Annotated in this window: 19 protein-coding genes; 10 read left to right on the top strand and 9 right to left on the bottom strand. The window is 65.3% G+C overall.

Annotated features, from left to right (window positions below):
• Positions 1-71: 71 nt before the first annotated feature.
• Positions 72-1,757 (bottom strand): methyl-accepting chemotaxis protein, encoded by a 1,686-nt coding sequence (locus tag AC0Z42_RS22200; protein WP_485470351.1) that lies wholly within the window; start codon positions 1,755-1,757, stop codon positions 72-74.
• Positions 1,758-1,984: 227 nt separating this feature from the next.
• On the opposite strand from AC0Z42_RS22200, the gene AC0Z42_RS22195 reads away from it, so the two are divergent.
• The 3 genes from AC0Z42_RS22195 (at position 1,985) to AC0Z42_RS22185 (ending at position 7,350) form a co-directional block, all read left to right on the top strand.
• A complete protein-coding gene (locus tag AC0Z42_RS22195; RefSeq protein ID WP_485470350.1) occupies positions 1,985-4,438 on the top strand; it encodes a DUF3772 domain-containing protein in 2,454 nt (817 codons plus the stop codon).
• A gap of 135 nt (positions 4,439-4,573) precedes the next feature.
• Positions 4,574-6,289, top strand: coding sequence for an NAD+ synthase (locus AC0Z42_RS22190; RefSeq protein WP_485470349.1), 1,716 nt, complete (start codon positions 4,574-4,576; stop codon positions 6,287-6,289).
• Positions 6,286-7,350 carry a bifunctional nicotinamide-nucleotide adenylyltransferase/Nudix hydroxylase gene (locus tag AC0Z42_RS22185; RefSeq protein WP_485470348.1) on the top strand — a complete coding sequence of 355 codons (1,065 nt, stop codon included), beginning with the start codon at positions 6,286-6,288 and terminating at the stop codon, positions 7,348-7,350. The genes AC0Z42_RS22190 and AC0Z42_RS22185 overlap by 4 nt, the downstream gene beginning before the upstream one ends.
• Positions 7,351-7,398: 48 nt before the next feature.
• Here AC0Z42_RS22185 and AC0Z42_RS22180 read toward each other — a convergent pair whose 3' ends face one another.
• Positions 7,399-8,364 (bottom strand): hypothetical protein, encoded by a 966-nt coding sequence (locus AC0Z42_RS22180; RefSeq protein WP_485470347.1) that lies wholly within the window; start codon positions 8,362-8,364, stop codon positions 7,399-7,401.
• A gap of 149 nt (positions 8,365-8,513) precedes the next feature.
• Complete coding sequence (locus AC0Z42_RS22175) at positions 8,514-9,425, bottom strand: LysR family transcriptional regulator (RefSeq protein ID WP_485470346.1); 912 nt, start codon at positions 9,423-9,425, stop codon at positions 8,514-8,516.
• A 127-nt stretch (positions 9,426-9,552) separates the two neighbouring features.
• On the opposite strand from AC0Z42_RS22175, the gene AC0Z42_RS22170 reads away from it, so the two are divergent.
• From AC0Z42_RS22170 to AC0Z42_RS22160, 3 genes are all read left to right on the top strand, one after another.
• Positions 9,553-10,788, top strand: coding sequence for an MFS transporter (locus AC0Z42_RS22170; RefSeq protein WP_485470345.1), 1,236 nt, complete (start codon positions 9,553-9,555; stop codon positions 10,786-10,788).
• Positions 10,785-11,192, top strand: coding sequence for a DUF4440 domain-containing protein (locus tag AC0Z42_RS22165; RefSeq protein ID WP_485470344.1), 408 nt, complete (start codon positions 10,785-10,787; stop codon positions 11,190-11,192). Before AC0Z42_RS22170 ends, AC0Z42_RS22165 begins: the two co-directional genes overlap by 4 nt.
• 90 nt (positions 11,193-11,282) lie before the next feature.
• Positions 11,283-11,468, top strand: coding sequence for a hypothetical protein (locus AC0Z42_RS22160; protein WP_485470343.1), 186 nt, complete (start codon positions 11,283-11,285; stop codon positions 11,466-11,468).
• A 10-nt stretch (positions 11,469-11,478) separates the two neighbouring features.
• On the opposite strand, the gene AC0Z42_RS22155 is transcribed toward AC0Z42_RS22160, so the two are convergent.
• Together AC0Z42_RS22155 and AC0Z42_RS22150 are read right to left on the bottom strand one after the other, a co-directional pair.
• Positions 11,479-11,943 carry a DUF2269 family protein gene (locus AC0Z42_RS22155; protein ID WP_485470342.1) on the bottom strand — a complete coding sequence of 155 codons (465 nt, stop codon included), beginning with the start codon at positions 11,941-11,943 and terminating at the stop codon, positions 11,479-11,481.
• 1 nt (position 11,944) lies between these two features.
• Positions 11,945-13,249 (bottom strand): SDR family oxidoreductase, encoded by a 1,305-nt coding sequence (locus AC0Z42_RS22150; RefSeq protein WP_485470341.1) that lies wholly within the window; start codon positions 13,247-13,249, stop codon positions 11,945-11,947.
• Between the two features lie 87 nt (positions 13,250-13,336).
• Between AC0Z42_RS22150 and AC0Z42_RS22145 the strand changes: the two genes are divergently transcribed.
• The 4 genes from AC0Z42_RS22145 (at position 13,337) to AC0Z42_RS22130 (ending at position 16,157) form a co-directional block, all read left to right on the top strand.
• Positions 13,337-13,804, top strand: coding sequence for a hypothetical protein (locus tag AC0Z42_RS22145; protein ID WP_485470340.1), 468 nt, complete (start codon positions 13,337-13,339; stop codon positions 13,802-13,804).
• A gap of 114 nt (positions 13,805-13,918) precedes the next feature.
• Positions 13,919-14,275, top strand: coding sequence for a hypothetical protein (locus AC0Z42_RS22140; RefSeq protein WP_485470339.1), 357 nt, complete (start codon positions 13,919-13,921; stop codon positions 14,273-14,275).
• Positions 14,276-14,310: 35 nt separating this feature from the next.
• On the top strand, positions 14,311-15,231 hold the full coding sequence (locus AC0Z42_RS22135) for a manganese catalase family protein (protein ID WP_485470338.1): 921 nt from the start codon (positions 14,311-14,313) through the stop codon (positions 15,229-15,231).
• Between the two features lie 116 nt (positions 15,232-15,347).
• Positions 15,348-16,157 (top strand): ZIP family metal transporter, encoded by an 810-nt coding sequence (locus AC0Z42_RS22130; RefSeq protein ID WP_485470431.1) that lies wholly within the window; start codon positions 15,348-15,350, stop codon positions 16,155-16,157.
• On the opposite strand, the gene AC0Z42_RS22125 is transcribed toward AC0Z42_RS22130, so the two are convergent.
• From AC0Z42_RS22125 to AC0Z42_RS22110, 4 genes are read right to left on the bottom strand one after another with little or no spacing between them, the layout of a single operon-like run.
• A complete protein-coding gene (locus tag AC0Z42_RS22125; RefSeq protein WP_485470337.1) occupies positions 16,149-16,724 on the bottom strand; it encodes a DUF1349 domain-containing protein in 576 nt (191 codons plus the stop codon). The two genes, AC0Z42_RS22130 and AC0Z42_RS22125, sit on opposite strands and share 9 nt — an antisense overlap.
• A gap of 16 nt (positions 16,725-16,740) precedes the next feature.
• The gene (locus tag AC0Z42_RS22120) at positions 16,741-18,138 is read right to left on the bottom strand and encodes an efflux transporter outer membrane subunit (protein WP_485470336.1); all 1,398 of its coding nucleotides are present in this window, start codon (positions 18,136-18,138) and stop codon (positions 16,741-16,743) included.
• The gene (locus AC0Z42_RS22115) at positions 18,135-21,233 is read right to left on the bottom strand and encodes a MexW/MexI family multidrug efflux RND transporter permease subunit (protein ID WP_485470335.1); all 3,099 of its coding nucleotides are present in this window, start codon (positions 21,231-21,233) and stop codon (positions 18,135-18,137) included. The genes AC0Z42_RS22120 and AC0Z42_RS22115 overlap by 4 nt, the downstream gene beginning before the upstream one ends.
• Complete coding sequence (locus AC0Z42_RS22110) at positions 21,230-22,309, bottom strand: efflux RND transporter periplasmic adaptor subunit (protein WP_485470334.1); 1,080 nt, start codon at positions 22,307-22,309, stop codon at positions 21,230-21,232. Before AC0Z42_RS22110 ends, AC0Z42_RS22115 begins: the two co-directional genes overlap by 4 nt.
• Positions 22,310-22,312 lie beyond the last annotated feature (3 nt).

Raw genomic sequence — 22,312 nt, 5'->3', positions numbered from 1 at the left:
TACCTTGAAGATAAACATATCATTGAATTTAAAGTGTTTAATTTAAATATTATGTTCACTATTTCGCAGGGTTAAAACTCTTCCCACTCCGACAGTACCGGTTCCGCCTGCTGTTGCCTTGCGGGCAGCGGGGCATGAGCCGGCGAGGCTGGCACCGGCCTGGCCACTGGCAGCGTGACAGCGGAGGTTGGTTTGACGCTGGCCGGCTGGTCGCCCAGCTTGAACACGCTGACTACCTGCGCCAGGGTGGCGGCCTGTTCGCGCAGGGCCGCCGCAGCTGCGGCGGACTCCTCGACCAGGGCGGCGTTTTCCTGGGTGTCGATGTCCATCTCGCTGATGGCGCGGTTGATCAGTTCGATGCCGGCCGTCTGCTCGGCGCTGGCCGAGGTGATTTCGCCCATGATGTCGGTGACGCGGCGCACGCTGTCGACCAGATCGGTCATGGACGCGCCGGCCTGGTGCACCAGAGAGCTGCCGCTGGCCACCGAAGTGGTCGAATCATCGATCAGGTTCTTGATTTCCTTGGCCGCGGCAGCTGAGCGCTGGGCCAGGTTGCGCACTTCGGTAGCAACCACGGCAAAGCCGCGTCCCTGCTCGCCGGCGCGCGCCGCCTCGACGGCCGCGTTCAGGGCCAGGATATTGGTTTGAAACGCGATGCCGTCGATCACGCCGATGATGTCGGTGATCTTGCTCGACGACTGGCTGATCTGGTCCATCGTGGCGACCACCTGCGTGATCATGGCGCCACCGCGCTGGGCCGCGTTCGAGGCGGTATCGGCCAGCACATGGGCCTGGCGCGCATTGTCGGCGTTCTGCTTGACGGTCGCGGTCAGCTGTTCCATCGATGAGGCGGTCTCTTCCAGTGAACTCGCTTCGTGCTCGGTGCGCGACGACAGGTCCTGGCTACCCGCCGCCACTTGGGCCGAGGCGGCCGCGATGGTGTCGGTGCCGGCGCGCACCGTGCCCACCGTGCGCGCCAGGCTGTCGTTCATGCCCTTGAGCGCTTGCAGCAGCTGGCCCATTTCGTCGCGCGACTCGATGATGATGGTGCTGCTGAGGTCGCCAGCGGCCACCGTATGGGCCACCTTCAATGCCTGCGCCAGCGGTTTGGTGACGGAATGGGTGATGATGTACGACAGCAGCGCCGCGCACAGCAGCGCCACACCCGACAGCACGATCAGCAGCAAACGCGTGGTGACATAGGTGCCGTGCGCGCTGGCGGCGTTGGCCACGGCCTGTTCGCTCTGCAAGGCGATCTCTTGCGCGATCAAGCGCTTGTAGGCGTCGAGCATGGCGCGCACCTGATCGTACATATACGTACGCGCTTCCTCCAGGGTGCTGGTTTTCACCAGTTCAAGCAGGTGGTCCTGGCCTTCGGCATAGCGCACATGGGCGGCGCGCAGCTGCGCCAGCAGTTCGCGTTCGCGCGGCAGGCTGGCCGTGCGTTCGAGCCTGGCCATGTCGGCCACCGCCGCCTCGCGCGCGGCCAGCACGGCGCCCACCTGCCGTTGCCGGTCGGCCGGATCGGTGGTCAGCATATTGTTGCGCAAGGCGATGGCGATATCGTTGACGTGGTCCGCCAGCGCATTGGCAATCGCGATCTTCGGCATGCTGTCCTTCACGATATGGTCGGTGCCCTGGTTGATCCTGCCCAGCATGACCAGGCCCAGCAAGGAGATGACGATCAGCATGGCGCTGATGGCGCCAAAGCCCAGCGCAAGGCGTTTGCCGATGTTGATATTGGAGATGAACTTCATGATGGGCTCGATAAGGGAGGTGGGAGGACCGGCTGCGGCTACGAAAGCACCTTGTCCTGGGCACACGATACTAGTCTTTTTCATATCACATATCTATAGTGCAATAGGCGTAGACCAGTAGCGGCAATCGCCGCGATCATGACCGCCGGGGCCGCAATTGCGCGTTTTGCAGCGGCGTTTTCGGCTATATTGTGCCGCTCCACCTTTCTCTTCCGTCCTAGGCGCGCATGATTTCCAAACGACCATTCCGATTGCTGCTTCCCTTCCTGCTGGCGCTGCTGCTGGCCCTCTCTTTCGGCGCCAGCCCTGCCTGGGCCCAGGCCCAGGCCGATAACGACACCGCCACGGCCGACCAGCGCCTCGACACCTTGCGCAAGCAGATCACCACGATCCAGAAGACCCTGGACGGCGAGGCCGATGTGCCGGACGCCGCGCTGTCGCAGATGAAGACCGATGCGGTTGCCGCCAGCGCCGAGGCCGACAAGGTGGCGGCCGATATCGAACCGCTGCTGGCCGGGGTGCAGGCACGCCTGGCCGAGCTGGGCAAGCCGGCCGCTGGCACCAAAGACGCGCCCGATGTGGCCGAGCAGCGCAAGCAGCTCGACCGCAGCAGTAGCGAGCTCGACTCGCAGGCCAAGCTGGCGCGGCTGTTGTCGGTGGAAGCGGCGCAGGCCTCCGAGCAAGTGACCACGGTGCGACGCGCGCAGCTGCAGGCGCGCCTGGGCGAGCGCACCTCGTCGATCCTGGCCGGGGCTTTCTGGAAGCAGCTGCATGCCGAATGGCCGCAAACGCTGATGCGCCTGCAAAACCTGGGGCAGGAGCTGGTCGATGCGGCGCGCGCCACGCCGATCTCGGTCTGGGTCATCATTTTTGCCGGCATCGCCCTGCTGCTGGCGGCCAGCGTATGGATTTCACGCCATTTGCTGATGCTGACCTCGACCCGCGTGCCGCATGGTCGTTTGCGCCGCTCGCTGCACGCGCTGGCGGTGCTGGTGCTGGCGTTGGCCACGCCGGGCCTGGTGGCCGAGCTGCTGGCCTTCGGCTTGCGCTGGAGCGGCGACCTGTCGGACAAGACCAATGTTTTCCTCAGCAGCCTGGTTGGCATCATCTGCTTTGCCGGCTTCACGGCGGGGCTGGGCCATGCCCTGCTGTCGCCTAACCGTACTTCGTGGCGTTTGCTGCCGCTGCCCGACGCGCTGGCCTCGCGCATGGGCCGCTACCCGACCGAGTTCGCGCTGGTGATGGTGCTGGTGTGGGCTGCCGAGCGCGTCTCCATCGTGATCAATACCGGCTTGTCGACGGCGGTAGCCATCAACTGCATCGTCGCGCTGGTGCTGAGCATGACGGTGGCCTACGGCTTGCTGCGCGCCGAGCGCTGCTGGCGCCAGGTGCGCGCCGCCGACGCGGATTCGCCCTCCACGCCGCTGTGGCTGCGCTGCGTGGTGGTGGTGCTGTGGCTGGCGCTGGCGGTCAGCCTGATCAGCCTGTTGGTCGGCTATGTGGCTTTCGGCAGCTTCGTTACCAAGCAGATCACCTGGATCATGGTAGTGGTCTGCACCACTTATTTGCTGACGGTGCTGGTCGACGATGTGTGCATGTTGCTGGCCTCGACGCCGCCACCGCCCGATTCAAGCAACCCGGTGCTGGCCACGCCCAAGGCGCGCGACCAGGCGGCCGTGCTGCTGTCCGGCCTGGGCCGCGCTTTGATCGTGCTGCTGATGCTGATGCTGCTGCTGGCGCCCTTTGGCGAAGGACCGGCCGAACTGTTCCAGCGCCTGGGCAAGCTGCAGGACGGCCTGGCCATCGGCGAAGTGGCGATACGCCCCGGTTCCGTGATCCAGGCGCTGCTGGTGCTGCTGGTGGGCTATATCGGCGTGGGCTTTTTCAAGCGCTGGCTGCAAAACAGCTACCTGCCAACCACCAATCTCGATTCGGGCATGCAGACCTCGTTCCTGACCCTGTTTGGCTATATCGGCGGCATCACCGCCGTGGCGCTGGCGCTGTCGTCGGCCGGCATTGGCCTGGAACGCATCGCATGGGTGGCCTCGGCGCTGTCGGTCGGTATCGGTTTTGGCTTGCAGGCGGTGGTGCAGAATTTTGTATCCGGTTTGATTCTGCTGGCCGAACGGCCCGTGAAAGTGGGTGACTGGGTCTCGCTGGGCGGCGTGGAAGGCGATATTCGCCGCATCAATGTGCGCGCCACGGAAATCCAGATGGGCGACCGTTCCACAGTGATCGTGCCGAATTCGGAATTCATTACCAAGACGGTGCGCAACGTGACCCACGCCAGCCCGCTGGGCCTGGTGCAGATCAAGCTGCCGCTGCCGCTGGGCACGAATGCCGAGGAAGCGCGCGCGTTGATCCTGGGCGCGTTTGTCGACAATCATGACGTGCTCGACACGCCGGCGCCCAGCGTGCAGCTCGATGGCATCGACAATGGCTACCTGATGTTCAACGCCACCGGTTTTGCTTCGTCGCCGCGCCTGACCTACGGCATCCGCAGCGCGCTGCTGTTCGAACTGCTGAAACGCCTGGGCGACGCGCATATCGCCATTTCCAAGCCCAGCACCATGGTCTTGAGCACGCTGCCGGCGCAGCCCGAGGCGCCGGCGATTTCAGCTGCCGTGCCAGGCGCCACGGCAGCGCCGCCACCACCGTCGACGCCACCGCTCGGTAGCTGATTTGCCCGCCGCTCCCGAACGGTTTCACGTGAAACATTTTCGGGAGCGGTATTGCCTTGCACGATTGCATCCGTACCGTTTGTCGATTTTCAGGCAGGATAGCAATTTACGCGCTCCCGACTGAAGGAAAACACCATGCTCTCGATTGCCATCGCCCAGCTCAACCTGACCATCGGCGACTTCGACGCCAATACCGCCGCCGTGCTGGACCATATGGCGCGCGCCAGCGGCCAGGGCGCGCAGATGGTGGTGTTTTCCGAGCTGACCCTGAGCGCCTATTACCCGGCCGATCTGTTGGAGGACGCGGCCTTCCTGCGCCCGATGGACGCGGCGCTGCAAACGGTGCTGCAGGCCTCCACGCGCTGGCCGGCGCTGGTCACGGTGCTTGGCACGGCGCGCCCCAATCCTGGACCTGGCAAGCCGCTGCACAATGCGCTGCTGGCGATCCGCAACGGCCAGATCGTCGCCGAATACTACAAGCAACTGCTGCCCACCTACGGCATCTTTGACGAAGGCCGCCATTTCGAGGCGGGGCCACCGGTGGCTTGCACCCTGGACGTGGCCGGCCACAAGGTCGGCTTCATGATCTGCGAAGACGGCTGGAACGACGAAGGCCGCGCCTACGCCATCAACCCGTTTGCCTCCTTGCAGGCGGCGCGCCCCGACCTGGTGGTCAGCATCAACGCCAGCCCGTCCGATATCGGCAAGCGCGCGCTGCGCCACGCCGTATTCGGCGCCGCCTGCCGCCGCCTGGAGCTGCCGCTGCTGTTTGTCAACCAGGTCGGTGGCCACGACCAGCTGGTATTCGACGGCGCCTCGTTCGCCATCTCGCCGCAGGGCGCGGTACAGTTCGAGGCGGCCCGCTTCGTGGAAGATTTTCAGTTGCTGCGTTTTGACAACGGCCAGTTCAGCCAGCCCGGTGGCCAGCCGTTTCCCGCGCCCTCTCCGGAAGGCATCCCGGCGGTGGAATTTGCGCGCCGCCAGATCGTGCTGGGCCTCTCCGACTACGCGCGTCGCTGCAAATTTACCAAAGTCGTGGTCGGCTGCTCGGGCGGCATCGATTCGGCGCTGACCCTGGCGCTGGCGGTCGAAGCGCTGGGCGCCGATAACGTCATCGGCATTACCATGCCGTCGGTGTTTTCCAGCGCCGGCTCGGTCACCGATTCAGTGGCCCTGTGCGACAACCTCGGCATCACCTTGCTGACGCATCCGATCCGCGACATCGTGGCGCAGTATGAAAGCGGCTATGCCGCCGCGTTCGACGGCAAGCTGGCCGGCCTGCCGCTGGAAAACCTGCAGGCGCGCGTGCGCGGCACGATATTGATGGAATACTCGAATGCGTTTGGCGCGCTGTTGCTCACCACCGGCAACAAGAGCGAAATCTCGGTTGGCTACTGCACCCTGTATGGCGACACCAATGGCGGCCTGGGCCTGATTGGCGACCTGTACAAGACGGAAGTGTTTGCCCTGTCGCGCCACGTGAACGCCAGTGCGGGGCGCGAGCTGATCCCGCTCGCCGTGCTCGACAAGCCGCCGTCGGCCGAACTGGCGCCGGGCCAGCGCGACACCGACAGCCTGCCGCCCTACCCCGTGCTCGATGAAATCCTGAAGTGGCATATCGAGGGCAACCATTTGCCGGCGCCGGAAAGCGCGCAGGCGCTGGCGTTTGTCAGCCAGCTGCGCCAGAGCGAGGAAGGGCGCCGCCTGGTCACGCGCATCCTCGGCATGGTGGCGCGCAATGAATACAAGCGGCGCCAGGCGGCGCCCATCATCCGCGTGCGATCGCGCGCCTTTGGCAGCGGCCGCCAGTTGCCGATCGCCGCCCACTACCCCACCGGAGACGCCGCATGAGCGCAGCACATTCCAGCCTTGCCTTCGACTGCGCGGTACTGATCGGCCGCTTCCAGCCGTTCCACAGCGGCCATGCCGGCCTGCTGCAGGCGGCGCTGGCCAGCGCCGCGCAGGTAGTGGTGGTGCTTGGTTCGGCCTTCCATGCACGCAGCCCGAAGAACCCGTTTACGTGGCAGGAACGCGCCGCCATGATTGGCGCCAGCCTGCCCGAAGCGCAGCGCGCGCGCGTACACTACGTGGCCGTGCGCGATTATTACGACGATGGCCTGTGGGCCGACAGCGTGCGCCGCGCCGTCGCCAACGCCGTGCCGCATGCGTCACGCGTGGCGCTGGTGGCCTGCTTCAAGGACGCCACCAGCTACTATCTGCATCATTTCCCGCAGTGGCAGATGCTGAACCAGGAAATCGACGCCGGCGCCCCGATCGGCGCCACGGCGATCCGCAAGGTGCTGTTCGAAGCGGAAGACGTCGATGTATCGCTGGGCGCGCTGGCGCAACTGCTGCCCAGGGCGATTGCCCAGTACCTGAAAGCCTGGACCATGCTGCCGTGGTATGCGCCGCTGGTGCAGGAACACCGCGCCATCGAAGCGTATAAAACCCGCTGGCGCACGGCGCCGTATGCACCGATTTTCAGCACCGTCGATGCGCTGGTGCAGACCGGCGGCCATGTGCTGCTGGTCAAACGCGGCGGCTATCCGGGCAAGGACTTGTGGGCGCTGCCGGGCGGTTTCCTGGAGCCGCGCGAACGCCTGCTGCAAGGAGCGATACGGGAACTGGCGGAAGAAACACAATTGGGCGTGCTGGCGCCAACCCTGGAAGAAGCGCTGGTCGGCGTGGCCGTGTTCGACCACCCGGACCGCAGCCAGCGCGGGCGCACCATCACGCACGCCCATCATTTCAATCTGCAGACCAGCCAGTTGCCGGAAGTGTCGGCAGCCGACGACGCGGCGCTGGCCCAGTGGCTGCCGCTGGCCTCGCTGCCGGCGATGGAGGAACAGTTTTTCGAGGATCATTTTCATATCCTCAATCACTTCCTGAAGCTGACGAAAGAAGAGCGCTGATGAAAAACAGCGCTGACGCAGCCGTCAGCGCTGTTCAAGGCAGTCGCCTTACGACGTCAAACGATTCCAGCCATGGCGCACCGCATCCTTGAAGTTTTCCCAGGCCGACTGCGGATAGGTGTGCTCCCAGTTGCTGCGCAGGTCGGGTTCCACTTCATCCCACGGACGGCCGCGATAGGTGTCGCTGCCGGCCATCGAGCGGCCATAGCGGTAGGCCGGGTCGTAGTCCTCGAAACGCCCGCCGGTCGACAGATAGGTCGAATCCCAGTGGCTGCGATAGTACTGCTCGTCGTCGACGATATCGTTCGACAGCGTGTCGGCGCGCGGGTAGGTACGCACATTGCGCGTGCCACCCAGGCTGGTTGCGCCGCCCGGCTGGATGAAGTCGGGGGTGTCATCGCGGGCGAACTGCTGCGAGGCCGTCGACGACTGGCTGAGGTTACCCACAGGCACGGCTGGATTGATGCCCAGTTCGGCGCCAGCGCCCAGCGGCGTGGCCTGCTGCGACAGGCTGCCTGCCTGCGACTGCGATTGCAGGTTGGCACCAGCGCTGCCACTGAGGTTACCCGTGGCGGCGGTATTGCCGGCATAGCCTGCACCGGTGGTGCTGTCGTCGCGGCTCCAGCCGCCGGCGCGCCATTGTTCGCTGTGTTCTTCGATATTGAGCGGGCCGAAGTCTTCCACGATATCGCTGGCACGGTCGATCTCGGCGTCGCTGGCGCTTTCCAGGGTCAGCACCACGTGGCCGCGCGAGACAGCTTCTGCGTACACATAGCGGTCTTCATGGCTGCCGAACAGGTCGGCAAAAAAATGCTTGATGCTGGCCACGAAGCCATCATCGTCGCGCCCGGTGGTATTGGCCACGGTGGACGTCGCGGAAGGCGCGCCGCTGTAGTCGCTGGCGGAGTCATTGAGACGGATGCGCTCGCTGCCAAAGCCCGAGGCGATCAGTTTTTGCCGTGCGCTTTCGGCCGATGCGCGGTTGTCGAATACTGCTGCCAAAGTTTGTGCCATGATGGTCTCCGATCGGTAAGGGATTGAGGTAAGTGCATCATTCGCTTAGCCGCAGCCTGCCTTGTTGCAAAAAGCAGAGTCTGCAGCCATGGCACTAGTCTAGGACGAAAAACGGCAGCGCGTCTTTCCTTTTCCGTGCGGGAATTGTTTCACGTGGACACTATCGGCGCGCCCACGAAGTCGCGCAGGAAGTCGATAAACGTGCGCACTTTTTCCGCGATATGCCGGGTATCGGGATACACCGCGTACACGCCTTGCGGCGGAAACAGCACCTCGGGCAGCAGATGGCGCAGGCGCCCGGCTCGCACTTCCGCCTCCACCTGCCATTGCGGCAGCAGGGCCACGCCGCAGCCGCCCAGCGCAAAGCCGAGCAGGGCCGAAGCGGAGTCCGACGTCATCAGCGCCTCGTCGCGCGTGGCAAACGCCAGCGGGCCCTCGGGGGTGATCACGTCCCAGCGCAAGGGCGTGGCCAGGCGGCTGTGCGCCAGCCAGCGCGCGTTGCGCAAATCGTCCACGGTGGCGATACCCTTGCCGGGCAGGCTGGCCAGGTAGGCGGGCGAGGCGACGGGCCAGATCGCATAGTGTTCCACCAGCGCGGCGCGGTAGCTCGAATCGTTCAACTGGCCCAGGCGGATGGCCAGGTCGATGCGGCCCGAAATCAGGTCTTCATGCGAGGATGACGAGGAATGCTGGATCTGCAGTTGCGGATGCAGGCGGGCAAACGCGATCAAGGCGGGCACCACGGTGCGCTGGCCGTATTCGGCGGTGGTGGTCAGGCGCAAGGTACCGCGCAAGCCCTGGTGGCCCTGGCGCGCCGTTTCGATCGCGCCATGCGCCTCGCCCAGCACGCGCTGGCAGTCTTCGTAAAAACGCCGGCCCACGTCGGTCAGCGCCAGGCTGCGGGTGCTGCGCGTGAGCAGCGACACGCCCAGTTCCGCCTCCAGCTGCTTGAGGTTGAAACTGACTACCGCCTTGCTTTGCCCCAGCACGACGGCGGCCGCCGTCAGCGAGCCGGCATCGACGATGGCAATAAAAATCCCCAGGCGGTCAAGACTGATCATCGATAAAAGTGTGGATACATGCGGGTTTCAAGGAATGTCAAAATATTTTTGACAGTGTAATCGAGGCCGGGATCTTATGCAATTGACGCCTGGCGCCCAAGATGGCGCTTTGCCATCCGGAAGCACCATGGACTATCGCCAAAAAGTCGCAGCCCTGTATCTGCTGGGTTTTTTCATCGACCTGATCAACATGTTCATCACCAGCGCGGCCTATCCCGGCATCGGCCGCGCGCTGGGCGCGTCCGTGTCGCAGCTGGGCTGGATCAGCACCGCGTATATCATCGGCCTGACCATCGTCATTCCCGCCAGCGCCCCGCTTGCTGCTTATTATGGCAGCAAAAGGGTCTTCATTGCCTCTTTGCTGATGTTTTTATTGGCAAGCATGGCGGCTGGTCAGGCCGGCTCCATCGACGCCCTGATCGCCTGGCGCGCCCTGCAAGGCCTGGGCGGCGGCCTGTTGATCCCGCTGGGCCAGAGCATGGCCTACCGGTTGTACCGCCCGGCCGAGCGGCCTGGCCTGTCGTCCGTGATCATGCTGGTGGGGCTGTTGGCGCCCGCGCTGTCGCCGGCCCTGGGCGGCCTGATCGTCGACCAATTGTCGTGGCGGGCGATTTTTTACCTGAATCTGCCGCTGGCCGCGCTGGCGCTGCTGCTGGCCGTCTGCTGGCTGCAGGCCGACCCGCCGCGCAGCGCGCCAAGCAAGGCCACGCCGCTGCTCAACCTGCGGCTGGTGGCCGAACCGCTGCTGTGCACCTCGATGCTGGTGTACCTGTTGGTGCCGGGCGTGTTCATGGGCGTGAGCCTGCTGGCGACCTTGTATTTGCAGGGGCTGCTCGGCATGACGGCCTCGACCGCCGGTGGCCTGATGCTGCCGTGGGCAATCGCCTCGTTTGGGGCGATTGCGCTGACCGGCAAAAGCTATCGCCGCGTGGGGCCGAAACCGTTGTGGATCGCCGGCGCGCTGCTGCAGGCTGCGGGCGTGCTGATGCTCATTTGGGTGACCAGCGAAGGGCAGTTGCTGCGGCTGGCGCTGGCTTACGCACTGATGGGTTTTGGTGGCGGTTTGTGCAGCAGCACCGCGCAATCGACGGCCTTTTTGCGCACGCCGGACGCGCAATTGAGCCAGGCCAGCGCCGTGTGGAATATCAACCGCCAGCTGGGCTTTTGCCTCGGCGTCGCGCTGGCCAGCGCGCTGCTCGAGCTGCTGCTGGCGGCGCACCATGTCACTGCCACGGAGCGCGCTGCGATGCCGGTGTTTCAGCTGTGTTTTGCCCTGGCCGCCGCCTTGGTGGTGCTGCCGGTGGCCCTGTGTTTGCGCATCGATAACCGCGCTGTTTTACACCATCTGGAGACTACGAAATGAGCGACATGCATCCCTTTTTTGACGACGTTGTATCGACCCATGAACTGATTTGCGACTGGCTGGCCGGCGTCAGCACCGACGCGGCGGCGTGCAGCGCGCTGCTGGCGCGTTTTGCGCCTGGTTTTTCCATGATTTCTCCCGCCGGCAAGGTACTCGACAAGGCCGGTCTGGCGGCGTTTTTCAGCGCCGCGTCGGGTAGCCGGCCGGGCCTGCACATGCGGATTGCCGACCTGGTCCTGCTGCAGGAAAGCGAGCAGGGCGCCACCGTCTCGTACCGCGAACGGCAGACGCAAACTGGTGCGCAGCCGACCGAGCGCTGGTCGACCGTGGTGTATGAAAAAACGCCGGATGGCCGCCTGCTGTGGCGCCATCTGCACGAGACCTGGGCCGCGCCGCAAGCGTGATTCCTACAGGGCGCGGAGCACTGCGCCGATAGCCATTGCAGGGACCCGCGCTAGGCTGATGAAGACGGCAGCAACCAGGAGGAGATCGCCATGGGCAAGTCATCATCGCAGGCCGGCCAGAACCGGCAATCGGCCACGCCGGCGCCGGACGCGCCGGAGCAGGACAGCAGCAGCAAGGTCGAGCGCAACAAGCGCGGCAAGGACGCCGCCAGCCATGTCAAGGCCGGCAGCGACAAGGGCGCCGGCGGCGGCAAGAAACAGGGCCGCAAGCACTAGTTTGCGGTAGCTACATGGGCTTGGCCGTCATCAGGTAAAACACGATGATCAGCGCGAAAAAGGCGGGTACGCCCAGCGCTGTCCAGATGCGCAGGTAGCGCCAGTACAGCGCGGGCAGCGCCAGGTTGTCGCGCGCGCTGGCCTGCGCCATGTCGCGCATGCGCATCTGCAGCCACACCACCGGCAGCCAGCAGGCGCCTGCCACCAGGTACAGTGCGATGGACCAGACGATCCACGTGCTGGTGAGTGGATAGCCGGCCAGGTGGATCATGTAAAAGCCGCTCAAGGGCTGGAACACCACGGTGGTGGCGGTAAACAGCCAGTCGGCCCGCACCACGTGCCGGCTGACGACGGCGATTGCGCGCACATCGCGGCTCAGGCTGGTAAACAGCATGTAGAAGGCCGAGCCGATGCCGGTGCCGAACAGCAGGGTCGACGAAACGATATGCAGCCATTTGACGATCAGGTATTCCATCTTATTCCTCCTCGAGTTCATGCAGCAGCCACAGGGCGGCCAGCATCGGCAGGTTTTTGGTCAGCGGGCCGTATGGATGCCATAGAAATTCCGGCATGCGCAGCGCGATCAGTACCGTATAAAAACCGATCAGCACGGCTTGCGCCGGCCACAACCAGCGCCGCCACGGCGGGCGCAGCGCCAGCGTTGCCACGCCAAACAGCAGATCGAGCAGGCAGGCGCCGGCCAGCAGCAGCGGCGCCAGGCTGGCCGGCATGCCGCTGCGTTCGAGCAGGCGGTAGCTCGCTTCGACCGGATACACGCCGGCCGAAACCACCGCCGTGGCAATCCACACGAGGGCGATCGACAGGCGCAGCATCGGCAGCAGCCAGTCGAGCCTGGCTTGCAGTGCGGCGCCACGCGGGTTGGCGACAAAGCGCGAGACGGGCCGCAAGTCGCGCCCCAGCAGGCGCTGCGCGGGCGCGGCGTCGGCCACGTTGCCGCGTTCGAGCATGCGCAGGGTATCGCGGTCGGGCATGGCGAAACCAAGCACCCTGGCTGCCAGCAGCGCGGCCGGCATCAGCGGGCGCGGCAGCGTCAGTACCGGCAGCGCGCCCAGTCCCATGGCAGCGCGCAGGGCCGCCAGATAGCCGGCAAACGGCAGCGCTTGCGGCCCGGTAACGGCGATGCGGCGCGCGGCCTGGCCGTCTGCTTCGCCAGCTTTGCCGGCCTGGCCAGCGCCGCGCACCAGCGCGACGATAATGCCGGCCAGGTCATCCACATGCACCGGCTGCACCGCCTGCGGCGACGTGCCGAAGCGCGGATACACGGGCAGGCTGGCCAGCATGCGGAACAGCCGCGCGCTGGCGCCGTCGTCGCCATACACCAGCGAGGGCTGGACGATGACCGAAGGCAGCGGCAGGCTGGCCAGGAAATCGTCGGCTGTTTTCTTGCTGAGGTGATAGGGCGAGACGGCGCCGGCATCGGCGCCCAGCGCCGACAGCTGGATCACCAGGCGCACGCGGCGCTGGGCGCAGGCGGCAAACAGCGCGCAAGGCGCTTGCGCGTGCAGCGCGGAAAAAGTTTGCGTGCCCTGTTCGGCGATGATGCCCACGCAGTTGATGACGACATCGATGCCATCGAGGCGTGGCAGCCACGCGGCCGCGTTCGTGTCGCGCGCAAAATCGGCTTCGAGCAGCAGCAGGCGCGGGTCGGCCTGCACAGGTGCGCGGCGCACCGTGCAGACGAGCTGGAAACCTTCGGCCAGCAGCGCGGTCGAAACATGGGTACCAATAAAACCCGTCATGCCCGTCAACAATATACGCATCCACTGCCCTCCTGCAGACAGTTTGATCTGTGGCGGGCGGCTCCGTTCACGCGGTCTATTGTGCGGCATCAAACTTTGGAGAAAAACATGAAAAACTTTCGTCTTGCCCTGCGTCATGGCGCCCTGTCCGGCAGCATCGCGTCGCTGCTTTCCGCCACCGCGCTGGCGCTGTGCGCGCGGCGCGAAACAGGCAGCATGTTTGCCGCCGTCAATGCCGTCAGCCACTGGATATGGGGCGAGCGCGCGGCATTGCACAACGCGCCTTCGCTCAAGCACACGGCGGTTGGCTATGCGATCCACCATGGCAGCGCGGTTTTCTGGGGCGTGCTGTTCGAACGCTACGCCAGCCGTCTGCTCGACCGCCGCGAGCTGGGCACCACGGTGGCGGCGGCGGCCGGCGCCACGGCCCTGGCCTGTTTTGTCGATTACCAGCTGACGCCGCCGCGCTTGCAGCCCGGCTATGAAAAGCGCCTGTCACATGGTTCGCTGCTGCTGGTGTACGGCGCCTTCGGTATCGGCCTGGCCGCCGGCGCGGTGCTGCTGCGCCGCCGCTGACGCGGCAAGCATGCGCGATGGTTTCCTACAAGTGCGTACGCTGCGCGCCTATCTTGCTGGCGTGCCGGCGCCGTTAGCATGAGGTCACATCATCGTATCCATCAAGGAGGCATCATGCAGGAAAAACACGGCAATACCCCGCAGCACCCGACCGACCAGGGCCGCAACACGCGGATCGACAAGACCGATGCCGACAAGGCGGCGGGCGATCCGTATGCCAACCAGGGCGGCGGCAAGATCGCCAGCGGCACGGCCAACAGCGGCCACTGGGCCAACGACGTGATCACGCCGCAAGGCCCGCCCGATGCGGTCGAGCAGGAAAACATGCACAACCTTGGCAAGCCGGACAGCCATGCCGACGTCAAGGGTTCGGGCCAGCAGCCGCAAAGCGAAGCGGGCAAGCTGGCCGATGACCGGCCCGGCCGCGACGAGCCGAAGAATATCCACACATCACTGAATCAGCACGAGTAGGTACGCGTGCTGTAAACAAGGACGAGGAGAACACCATGTTTGCACACAACAAGCGACTGCAATACACGGTCAGGGTGGACCAGCCCAATCCCGGGCTGGCCAACCTGATGCTGGAACAATTCGGCGGCCCGCAAGGCGAGCTGGCCGCCGCCTGCCGCTATTTCACGCAGGCCCTGGCCGAAGATGATCCTGGCCGCAAGGATATGCTGTTCGATATCGCCACCGAAGAGCTGAGCCACCTGGAAGTGATCGGCAATATCGTCGTCATGCTCAACAAGGGCGCCAAGGGCCGCCTGGCCGAGGGCATTGACCAGGCCGGCGAGCTGTACCGCAACATCACGGGCGCCGGCAACGACAGCCACGTGACCCAGGTACTGTATGGCGGCGGTGCACCGCTCGTCAATTCGGCCGGCGTGCCATGGACAGCTGCATATATCGACACCATCGGCGAGCCTACCGCCGACCTGCGCTCGAACATTGCCGCCGAGGCGCGCGCCAAGATCGTCTACGAGCGCCTGATCAACCTGACCACCGATCCGGGTGTGAAGGAAGCACTGGGTTTCCTGATGACGCGTGAAGTGGCGCACCAGAAGTCGTTTGAAAAAGCCCTGTATTCGATCGAGCCCAATTTTCCTCCAGGAAAATTGCCTGGCGACCCGCAATATGCGGACGTGTATTTCAATATGTCGCAGGGGCCCGGCGAAGAGCGTGGCCCGTGGAACCAGGGCGGCAAGTGGCAATATATTTCCGATCCGCTGCAGCAGATGGCGGTCGATGGCGGCACCGGCGAGGCAGCCGTGCGCATGCACAGCGACGACCTGGCGGTGGTGCAGCAAATGGCTGCGCGCACGGCGTCCAACCCGGCCGCCGATCCCCTCACGGGTGCCGAACTGGGCATGCGCGCCAATGGCAGCAGTGGCGGCGACGGCGTGGCACCGCCGGCGATGCCACTGTAGGCGCAGCCAGGTCGCGTGCGCCAGTGAACAGGCAGCGCGCCCTGGGCGCTTTTGCCAGGCACCTGACTTGGGGCCACCTGCTGGGCTTTGCCGTATGCAGCGGCGGCGCCCTGTTGTTGCTGCTGGCCGTGATCGAACAGCTGGCGCTGCGCCAGGACGGGCTGCTGCCGCCGGTACTGGCCGGCGGCGCCAGCGCGGCGGCGGCCACCGCGCTCGGTACCTTGCCGGTGCTGCTGTCGCAAAAATTGTCGCAGCGCCGCTATGACTGCTTCCTGGGCTTTGGCGCCGGCGTCATGCTGGCGGCCACGGCGTTCTCGCTGATCCTGCCGGCGCTGGCCGCTGCACGCGTGCACGCCACGCCGATGGCGGCCAGCTTCCTGATCGCGCTGGCGATGGGCGCTGGCGTGCTGTTGATCATCGGGCTCAATATCGTCGTGCGCGAGCGCACGCAAGTGGACGCGCTTGACGCCGGCGTGTCGGGCAGCGTCAAGCGTGCATGGGTGTTTGTCTTTGCCGTCAGCCTGCACAACCTGCCCGAAGGGCTGGCGATCGGCGTCGGCTATGCCGGCATCGATCTCGACAAGGCCAATGCGCTGGCGGCCGGCATCGCGATCCAGGATATACCGGAAGGACTGGTGGTGGCGCTGGCGCTGCGCGCCGTCGGCTATGGCCGCCTGCCATCGGTGGCGGCAGGGGTGGCTTCAGGCCTGATCGAGCCGGTGGCCGCGGTGGCTGGTCTGGCGCTGATCGGCATCTCGTCGGCCCTGCTGCCCTGGGGGCTGGGCGCAGCCGCTGGCGCCATGCTGTTCGTCGTTGTGCATGACGCCATTCCCGAGGCGCACCGCAGTGGCAACGGCGGCTTTGCCAGCGCCGCGCTGGTGTTCGGCTTTCTGCTGATGATGGTGCTCGACACGGCCTTAAGTTAGGTCGTGCAGGTCCTTGCGCAGCGCCGGGCCGACGGCAAACTGTGAAAATTCCACCTCCAGCCCACCGCGTTCCGGCGTGCAGCACATCGGCCCTACCAGGTAGCGCGCTGCCACGGGAAACGGCGCCAGTCGCAGCAACGGCCACAGCTTGCCATCGACCGAATACTGCACCCGGATCACGCCCTCGCTGACGGTCACGCGCAGCCAGAATCCATCCGGCATCAGCGGTGCGGCACTCACCGCCCAGTCGGATTTGTCTACCGTCAGCACGCTGCTCAGCCACAGCAGATCGTCGGAAAACTCGACGCCGCATTTGATCCAGTTTTCTGCATCAATGCGCACCATCAGCCCGGCCTGGTCATACAGCCTTGCATAGTGGCCTGCCACATGCAGCTGGGCCGTGAAATCGCCATCGGCAGGTGCGCCGAAAAAGTGGCCGCTGTCGCGGATGAAACCGTAGCTGGTCTTGCGCCAGAAGTCGGTCTTGTCGTCGCTGGTGACGTGAAGTTTGCCATCGTCGAGCGACCACTTTTCCGGCTGGTTCAACCAGCTCGCGTGTTCGAACATTGTGTCTCCTCCTGGTTCATGCATCATTGGACAAGCCCCATCCCAGCGCCTTGTACAGCGCAATTGCACTGGTGTAGGACGCCGTTTCCGACTGCAGCGCCTCGCGCCGAATGTCATACACGGCGCGCTGGTTTTCCAGCACCGCCTGGTAGCTGCCGGCGCCGGCCCGCAAGCGCGTATTGGCGATCGCCAGGGCAGCGCCGGCGTGGCGTGCCGATTGTAGCAAGGACGCCAGCCGCGACTGGTTTTGCGCCAGTTGCGTGACGGCGTTTTCCACCTCTTCCTGCGCCAGCAGCAGCGATTGTTCATAGCCGGCCAGTGCGCCTTGCGCCAGCGCCTGCGTGCCACGCACGCGCGCCCTGGCGCTGCCCAGCTGGAACGCCGGGTGGCTGATGCCGGGCGCGAGCTCGAAGGCGCGTGCGCCGCCGTCAAGCACGCTGCTGCCGCGCAGCGCGAAAAAGCCGATAAAGCCGCCCAGGCTGAGCCTTGGATACAGCTCGGCCCTGGCCGCGCCCACGTCTTCGCTGGAAGCGGCCAGCAGGCGTTCGGCGCGCACCACGTCGGGCCGCTGCCTGATCAGCAGATTGACGTCGCCGAGCGGCAGCTGGCCGGCCAGCGGCGCCGCCGCAGATGCATTCGGCAGCAGTGCCGTCGCTGCCGGCGCCTGGCCGCCAAGTACATCTAGCCGGTACTGCGCCTGGCGCAAACTGGCCTGCAATGGCGCCAGTGCCGCCTCGCTGCGCACCAGGTTGGCCAGCGCGTTTTGCCGCTCTTCCGGCAGGCCGCTGCCGGCTGCCAGGCGCGCCTCAAGCAATGCCACGGTTTCGCGCCAGCTTTGCACCTGTGACTGCGCCAGCGCCAGGCCTTGCTGGTCGCCCAGAGCCTGGTAGTAATTGCGCGCCACCTCGGCCGCGATCACCAGCTGCGCCTGGCGCAGATCGGCTTGCGCGGCCTCGGCGCGGGCCTGCGCCGAACGGCTGATATGGCCCAGTCTTCCGAACAGGTCCAGCTCCCATTGCATATCGAAACCGAGGCGCGTGCTGCTGGCCGCGGTACGTGTATCGGGCGTGGTTTGCTGCCGGTTGCGCTGCCATCCGGCCTGGCCGGTGACGGCGGGCAGCCGGTCCAGCTGGCGCTCGTCGAATACGGCGCGCGCAGCCAGCAGAGCCGCTTGCGCCTGCGCGATATCGCGGTTGTGCGCGAGCGCACCGTTGATCAGTTGCGTGAGAAGCGCGTCGTTGAAAAATGTCCACCATGGCGCGGGCCTGGCGGTGTTGTCGGCGGCCATGAATTGCGCTTGCTGCGGGCTGGCAAGCGTGATGTTTGGTGTGCCCGGCGTGACGTAGGCGGGGCTGATGGCGCAGCCGGCCAGCAGCAATGACAAAGCGGAAAAAACGTAGCGCGATGGTCTCATGATTGTCCTTGTGCGGTAGTTGCCAGCGCCAGCGCGCGGGCGCGTTCGCTGGCATCGCCTGCAGCGTGATTGCGGGCCAAAAAGGTGTACATCGTCGGCAGCACGAACAGCGTAAACAGCGTGCCGACCAGCATGCCCGAGACGATCACCACGCCCAGGCCAAAGCGGCTGTTGGCACCCGCGCCGGAAGCGAACAGCAGCGGCACCAGCCCCACTACCATGGCGGCCGTCGTCATCAGGATCGGGCGCAGGCGGATCTGCGCCGCGCGGGCAATCGCGCTGGCGCGATCAAACCGCTCGCGTACCTGTAATTCATTGGCAAACTCCACCATCAGAATGCCGTGCTTGCTGATCAGCCCAATCAGAGTCACCAGGCCGATCTGCGTGTAGATATTGATGGTGGCCCAGCCCAGCGCCAGCGGAATCAGGGCGCCGCAGATCGACAGCGGCACCGTGATCAGGATGATCAACGGGTCCATCAGGCTTTCATATTGCGCCGCCAGCACCAGGTAGATCACGATCACGGCGGCCAGAAACGCCAGTAGCAGCGCATTGCCTTCGTTGGCGAACTGGCGCGCGTCCGACTGCCAGTCGTAGCTGAAGCCGGGTGGCAGCGTTTTCGCCACGCCATCGAGGAAAGCCACCGCGTCGCCCAGGGTGACGCCGGGCGCCGGCACGCCCTGGAAGGTGGCGGCATTTTGCTGGTTGAACTGGGTCAGCTGGTTCGGCTCGACCTCCTGCGTCAAGGTCACCAGGCCGGACAAGGGCACCAGGCTGGCGTCGTCGGCGCGCACGTATTGCTGCGTCAGCGCCTGCGCCGTCAAACGCCGGGCGCGCGGGCTTTGTGCGATCACGTCATAGGCGCGGCCATCGAGGCCAAAGCGGTTCAGGTAGTTCTCGCCCACCAGCACCGCCAGCGACTCGCCGATATCCTGCATCTGCACGCCCAGGCTATTGGCTTTTGAACGGTCGACGCGCACTTTGACCACCGGATTGTTGTAATCGAGGTCGCTGTCGACCACCGCGAACAGGCCGCTGGCGCGGGCGCGCTGCTTGATCTCTTCCATGGTGCGGTACAGGGTGGCGTAATCCTGCGCGCTGCGCAGCACCAGTTGCACCGGCAAGCCACCGCTGGAGCCTGGCAAGGGCGCCATCTGGAACGCAAAAATGCTGGTGCCTTCAATGTCGCCCACCGCCTGCTGCAGCTCGGCCTGGATCACGGCCGCATTGCGCGCGCGCTCGCCCCAGGGCGTCAGGTTGATGCCGCCGATGCTCGATGCCGGGCCGTTGCTGCCGTTGATGATCCAGGTCGACGCCGTCTCCGGCGTGCGCCGGTAGATATCTTCGAGCTTGGTTGAAAAGCGCTCGACGTAATCGAGGCTGGCATGCTGCGGCGCCTTGATGGCTGTCAGCACGCTGGCCTGGTCTTCCGACGGCGCCAGTTCGCGCTGCGGCAGCAGGTACAAAACCGGCAGGCTGGCCATCACCAGCAGCGCAAAGCCGCCACTGAGCCAGCGGCGCCCCAGCGACCAGGCCAGCAGCCGCGCATAGCGGCTGGTCAAGCCACCAAAAAAATGTTCGGCGGCGCGCGCCATGCGCCCTTCCGACTGTTTGGCCTGCAGCAGGAAGGAGCTCATCACCGGCGACAGTGTCAATGCCACCACGCCCGACACCACCACGGCGCCGGCCAGGGTCAGCGCGAATTCCTTGAACAGCGCACCGGTCAGGCCACCCATCATGCCGATCGGCGCATACACGGCCGCCAGCGTGATCGTCATGGCGATCACGGGGCCGGCCACTTCGCGCGCGCCGGCCAGCGCCGCCGCTACCGGCGTCTTGCCTTCCTCGATATGACGGTGCACGTTTTCCACCACCACGATGGCGTCGTCGACTACCAGGCCCACCGCCAGTACCATCGCCAGCAAGGTCAGCAAGTTGATGCTGAAGCCGAAGGCCAGCATCAAGGCGGCGGCGCCCAGCATCGACAGCGGAATGGTGACTACCGGGATCAGCACCGAGCGCAGGGAACCCATGCACAACCAGATCACCAGCACCACGATCGCCAGGGCTTCGAGCAGGGTGTGCGCCACTTCGTCGATCGAGGCCTGGATAAAGCGCGCCGTCTCGAACGCCAGCTCCACCTTGACGCCCGGCGGCAGGGTTTTCTGTATCTCGGGCAGCAGCTTCCTGATGCCCTCGACGATCACCAAAGGGTTGCCGCCCGGCGTGGGAAACAGCCCCAGGTGCACGGCCGGCACGCCATCCATGCTGGCGCTGGTCTCGCTGGCCGCCGCACCCAGTTCCACCGTGCCGATATCTTTCAGCCGTATCAGCGTGCCGCCCTCGTCCTTGCTATTGGCAATCACCATCTCGCGAAACTGCGCCACGCTGGTGAGATCGGTATTGACGCTGATATTGGAGACGACAAATTGCCCCTTTACCTTGCCGGGCGCGGCCTGGTAGTTATTGCGCCGCACGGCGTTCGCCACGTCCGACGCCGTCAGGCCCCGCGCTGCCAGTCTGGCGGGATCGATCCACAGGCGCATCGCCAGCTGCTGGCCGCCGAAGGTCTCGACTTTTGCCACGCCGGCGATGGTGGAGAACATCGGCTGCACCACGCGCGCCAGATAGTCGGTCAGGGCCGCAGCCGATACCGTATCGCTGGCAAAGCCGACATACGCCACGGCGGTGGAGTCGCCGGCCGAGCGTTCGATCACCGGGTCGAACGCGGCTTCGGGCAGCTTGTAGCGCACCTGGTTGACCTTCGCCATGACTTCGGTCAGCGCCTGAGTCGAATCGCGGTTCAGTTCCATGCGTATGGTGACCAGGCTGCTGCCCTGCACCGACGACGAGGTCAGGTAGTCGATGCCTTCCACCGACGACACGGCTTGCGCAATCGGCTGCGTGACAAAACCCTGCATCAGGTCGGCCGGCGCACCGGGATAGGTGGTGGCGATGGTGATGGTCGATGTTTCAAGCATCGGATACTGGCGCACCGGCAACTGCTTGATGGCGAGCACGCCGAGCATCACGATCAGGCTGCTGATCACCAGCGCCAGCACGGGGCGGCGCACGAACAGGTCGGTAAAGTTCATCGCACATTTTCCTTTGCCAGCGTATTGGCGACCGCCTGCACTGCCATGCCGTCAGCCAGTTTCAGCTGGCCCGAAGCCACCACCTGCTGGCCGGCAGCCAGGCCCTTGATGATTTCCACGCGGCCTTCCGAACGTTCGCCCAAGGTGACCGCCACCCGTTTCACGGTCAGCGTTTTTCCCTGCTGCGCAACGAATATCGTGTCGCCGTAAGCGCTGTAGGTCACCGCCGTTTCTGGCACCGTCAGTTGCCGGACCTTGCCGGCCTGCGTCACCTTGACGTTGGCGTACATGCCCGCCTTCAGGATGGCGTCGGAGTTGGCCAGCACCGCTTGCACCTGCACCATGCGCGCGCGCGAAATCAGGGGGTCGATGGCGCTGATCCTGGCCGCAAATACCCGCTCCGGATACGCGTCGACCGTCACCTGCACCGCCTGCCTTGTCGCCAGCCTGGCGCTGCTCTGTTCATCGAGCGCAAAGTTCACCAGCAAGGAGCTGGTATCGACCAGGCTGGCGACCGTATCGGCCGGGTTCAGGTACTGGCCGGCATGCACGCGGCGGATGCCCATCTGGCCTGAAAATGGCGCGCGGATGATTTTTTGCGCGATCAGCGCCTCGGTCTGGCGCACTTCGCCCAGGGCAGCATCGCGCATGGCCAGGGCCTGCTCCAACTGCTCCTGCGTCGAGGCTTTATCCTGCACCAGCTGGACAGTGCGGGCGTAGCCGGTCTCGGCGTTTTTCAGCTGGGCGCGCAGGCGCAGCAGGCTGGCTTGTTCTGGCGCGTCATTGAGCTGCACCAGCACGTCGCCAGCATTGACCTGCTGGCCCGAGGCAAAGCGGATCTGCGTGATGCGCCCGCCCGTCTCGGCCGCCACCTGCACCTGGCGCGCCGCTTCGAGCTCACCGATGCCGGTGAAAAAACGTTCTTGCGTCTCCAGCAATACGGGCGCCAGCGCCACCTTGGTGGCCGGGTATGGGGCCGCTTCGGCCGCCTGCGATTCGAGCCGTGGGTACGTAACGATACCCGCCAGCGCGAGCGTGATGGCCAGCGCGCCAGCGCCGGCAAGTCTGATTTTCATGAT

Source organism: Janthinobacterium sp. 1L-D-8-B-C4 (assembly GCF_057291295.1).
The sequence above is the reverse complement of the archived record's forward strand: the minus strand, read 5'-3'. Positions and strand labels throughout refer to the sequence as shown.

Coding starts and splice junctions, on each gene's coding strand:
- AC0Z42_RS22200 (WP_485470351.1), bottom strand. CDS start 1,757: ATGAAGTTCATCTCCAATATCAACATCGGCAAACGCCTTGCGCTGGGC.
- AC0Z42_RS22195 (WP_485470350.1), top strand. CDS start 1,985: ATGATTTCCAAACGACCATTCCGATTGCTGCTTCCCTTCCTGCTGGCG.
- AC0Z42_RS22190 (WP_485470349.1), top strand. CDS start 4,574: ATGCTCTCGATTGCCATCGCCCAGCTCAACCTGACCATCGGCGACTTC.
- AC0Z42_RS22185 (WP_485470348.1), top strand. CDS start 6,286: ATGAGCGCAGCACATTCCAGCCTTGCCTTCGACTGCGCGGTACTGATC.
- AC0Z42_RS22180 (WP_485470347.1), bottom strand. CDS start 8,364: ATGGCACAAACTTTGGCAGCAGTATTCGACAACCGCGCATCGGCCGAA.
- AC0Z42_RS22175 (WP_485470346.1), bottom strand. CDS start 9,425: ATGATCAGTCTTGACCGCCTGGGGATTTTTATTGCCATCGTCGATGCC.
- AC0Z42_RS22170 (WP_485470345.1), top strand. CDS start 9,553: ATGGACTATCGCCAAAAAGTCGCAGCCCTGTATCTGCTGGGTTTTTTC.
- AC0Z42_RS22165 (WP_485470344.1), top strand. CDS start 10,785: ATGAGCGACATGCATCCCTTTTTTGACGACGTTGTATCGACCCATGAA.
- AC0Z42_RS22160 (WP_485470343.1), top strand. CDS start 11,283: ATGGGCAAGTCATCATCGCAGGCCGGCCAGAACCGGCAATCGGCCACG.
- AC0Z42_RS22155 (WP_485470342.1), bottom strand. CDS start 11,943: ATGGAATACCTGATCGTCAAATGGCTGCATATCGTTTCGTCGACCCTG.
- AC0Z42_RS22150 (WP_485470341.1), bottom strand. CDS start 13,249: ATGCGTATATTGTTGACGGGCATGACGGGTTTTATTGGTACCCATGTT.
- AC0Z42_RS22145 (WP_485470340.1), top strand. CDS start 13,337: ATGAAAAACTTTCGTCTTGCCCTGCGTCATGGCGCCCTGTCCGGCAGC.
- AC0Z42_RS22140 (WP_485470339.1), top strand. CDS start 13,919: ATGCAGGAAAAACACGGCAATACCCCGCAGCACCCGACCGACCAGGGC.
- AC0Z42_RS22135 (WP_485470338.1), top strand. CDS start 14,311: ATGTTTGCACACAACAAGCGACTGCAATACACGGTCAGGGTGGACCAG.
- AC0Z42_RS22125 (WP_485470337.1), bottom strand. CDS start 16,724: ATGTTCGAACACGCGAGCTGGTTGAACCAGCCGGAAAAGTGGTCGCTC.
- AC0Z42_RS22120 (WP_485470336.1), bottom strand. CDS start 18,138: ATGAGACCATCGCGCTACGTTTTTTCCGCTTTGTCATTGCTGCTGGCC.
- AC0Z42_RS22115 (WP_485470335.1), bottom strand. CDS start 21,233: ATGAACTTTACCGACCTGTTCGTGCGCCGCCCCGTGCTGGCGCTGGTG.
- AC0Z42_RS22110 (WP_485470334.1), bottom strand. CDS start 22,309: ATGAAAATCAGACTTGCCGGCGCTGGCGCGCTGGCCATCACGCTCGCG.